This is a genomic window from Roseateles sp. GW821-FHT03B02 (assembly GCF_059421025.1).
Genome location: NZ_JBWKUV010000027.1, coordinates 1 through 2,775 on the forward strand (window position 1 = coordinate 1; position 2,775 = coordinate 2,775).

2 protein-coding genes are annotated in these 2,775 nt (G+C 69.3%); both read right to left on the reverse strand.

The features are described 5' to 3' along the window. Positions 1-96: 96 nt before the first annotated feature. Positions 97-888, reverse strand: a complete 792-nt coding sequence (gene istB, locus AC07VX_RS26800; protein WP_493167848.1) for an IS21-like element helper ATPase IstB — start codon at positions 886-888, stop codon at positions 97-99. 88 nt (positions 889-976) lie between these two features. After that, on the reverse strand, positions 977-2,497 hold the full coding sequence (gene istA, locus AC07VX_RS26805; RefSeq protein ID WP_493167847.1) for an IS21 family transposase: 1,521 nt from the start codon (positions 2,495-2,497) through the stop codon (positions 977-979). Positions 2,498-2,775 lie beyond the last annotated feature (278 nt).

Consider the following 2,775-nt stretch of genomic DNA (forward strand, 5'->3'; position numbering starts at 1 on the left):
TGTCATTGATCGGCGTAATCCGGCCACTTGCGATCGGCATTTACCGGCCACTTGAGCCTGAGCCGAGGGGCGTCTCGAACGACCCCGTAGGGGCCTTCATTTTGCTGCGTTTTCAGGGCCCTTCGATCCCCCCTTTTTCGACGTCGGCGGCACCTTCGGATCACGGTAGCTGCGCCCGTCCAGTTCCAGGCAGTAGGCGTTGTGGCGCAGCCGGTCCAGCGTCGCCGAGGCGAGCAGTCGGTTCGTGGCGAAGGCCTGGTCCCACTCGGCGAAGTCCAGGTTGCTCGTCACGATGGTGGCCGCCTGCTCATAGCGCTCGGCGATGAGGTCGTGCAGGTCTTCGTCCGCGGGCGCGCGAAGCGGCTTGAGCCCGAAGTCGTCAATGATCAGCAACGGCACGCGAGCCAGCGTGGCGAGCCGGCGCTCGTAGGCGCCGGTGGCCCGCGCCGCGTTCAGACTCTGGGTGAGCGCCGTGCAGGTGGAAAAGACCACGTCGACGCCCTGGCGCACCGCGCAGTGCCCGAGCGCCTGCGCCAGGTGCGACTTGCCGATGCCCGACGGTCCGACGATGAGCACGGGCGACTTCTCGCTGAGGTAGCGCCCGGCGGCCAGGTCCGCCACGAGCGCGCGGTTTAGCCGCGGCAGCCGCTCGAAGTCGAACTGCTCCAGCGTCTTGCTCGTGCGGAACTGCGCCCGGCGCAGCCGCATCGAGAGCTTCTTGTTCTCGCGCCGCGCGACCTCGTCGCCGATGAGCATGGCGAGGAACTCGGTGTAGGCCAGCTTGCCCTCGATGGCCTGGCGGTTGCGGGCCTCCAGCGAGTCGAGGATGCCCGACAGGCGCAGCATCTTCAGCTGCGGCGTGAGCTCGGGGATGGGATTGGTGTTCATGGGGATTCCTTGGTTGAGGCCGTGGCATCTCGAAGAGGCCCCGCGCGCGCGTCCACGGCCCCGCCGGCCGCATCGCGCGAGGCAGGGTTCAGTGCCGCGTGCCTTCGCCGTCGAAGAGCTCGGCGGCAGCCCGCGTGAAGCGGGCATTGCCGTAGGCCGCTGGCGTGTCGGGCACGGCCGTGGGTTGCAGGTCGGCGTCGGTGGCCAGGATGGTCTTGACGGTGCGGTAGTGGGCACTGTCGTGCGTCAGTGCGCGATCGCAGGCCGTCTCCAGTCGCAGGTGGCCGTAGCGTGTGCCCAGCGCGAGCACGCCCTGGGCCGCTCGGAGGCGTTCGCTGACGCGATCGGCCAGCAGGCGCTCGACGAGTTCCGCGCAACGGGGCCCGACGTCGGCGGCGCGACTGAGGCACCAGGCCTTGTCGCGGGCGAAGAAGGCTCGTGCCTGCGGCGGCAAGTGGTCGCGCTGGGTCATGCGCTGACCCGGGCGCTGGGCGCGCAGGTGCGACGCCAGATGTCGGTAGTCCTCGTACAGCACCACCACGTTGTCGGTGGCGCGCAGCCACAGCTCCTGGCCCACGTGGGTGAAGGGCGCAGAGTAGAAGGCTCGATCGAACTGGACATGGCAGTCCCGGTGCACGCTCACGCGCTGCCAGGTGCCCAGGTCGGGCGCGATGGCGGGCAGCCGGCGCATGAGCGGGCGCTCGAGCGCGAACAGCACCAGCGGCTGCTGCAACGTCGTGCCATGCCGGCGCTGCCCCGCTTCGTCCAGCACCCAGGTGCGGACCTGCGCGTTGAGGTCGGCCAGGTCGCGGAAGCGCCGCGTGGGCAGGAAGTTGCCTTTGACGTACTTCACGCCAGACTCGACGATGCCCTTCTTCTGCGGGTCGTGCGGCGGGCAGGCCTCGATTCGGAAGCCGTAACCCTCGGCGCACTCAGCGTAGGCGCGCTGCACGAGCGGGTCGTGCCGGCAGGCCTTCACGATGGCGCACTTGGCGTTGTCGACGATGACGCGCTCGGGCACGCCGTCGAACCACTCGAAGGCCCGGCGGTGGCAGCCCAGCCAGGTCGCCACGGTCTGGTCCCAGACGAACTCGACGTACTGGTGGCGGCTGTGGGCCAGCGTCATCACGAAGGCCCAGGTGCGCCGGGGCTTGCCGTCCGGGTGGGGGAGCACGGGGCCGGCGCCGAAGTCGACCTGCACGGCCTCGCCGGGCGCGAACGACAGGCGCACCGTCACCTCGGGCGGCCGCGCCGCCTGCATGCCTTGCAGCATGCGCCGCACCGCCGAGTAGCTGCCGGTGAAGCCGTGTTCGCGCTTGAGCGCGGCGTGGATCGCGCTGCCTTGCACGCCGGCGGCAAACCAGCGCTGCACAACTTCACGCAGCGGCTCGAGGCTGGAGACGGTGGAGGCGGCGCGCTTGGGCGGCGTCAGTGCCGTGACGATGGTCGCGTCGTCGGGCAACTCAGCGGCGACATCGAGCCAGGCATGGGCCTGGGCCACCCTCACCAGCTCGGTGATCTTGTCGCGGCCGAGCAGGCCGCTGCGCGCGATCTCGCGCGCCGTGTCGCCCGCGCGCAGCCGCACGAGAACTTGTCGGTACTGGAACATCTCGATCCTTCTGCGACCCACCAGCCAGCCCTCCAGGCAATGAAAGCCTGGGACGGTAGCGGTGGGGTGGTTGAAGACTCGAGACGCCCTCTCGGCCAGCGACTGGCCGGTAAACGCCGATCACGCAGTGGCCGGTATATGCCGATCCTGCACTGGCCGGTAAATGCCGATCACGTGCTGGCCGGTAAATGCCGATCCTGGTCGCCGTTGTCTACCGGCTCAGCTGGCCGGTATATGCCGATCCTCAGGTGGCCGGTTTATGCCGATCGCTGACACCA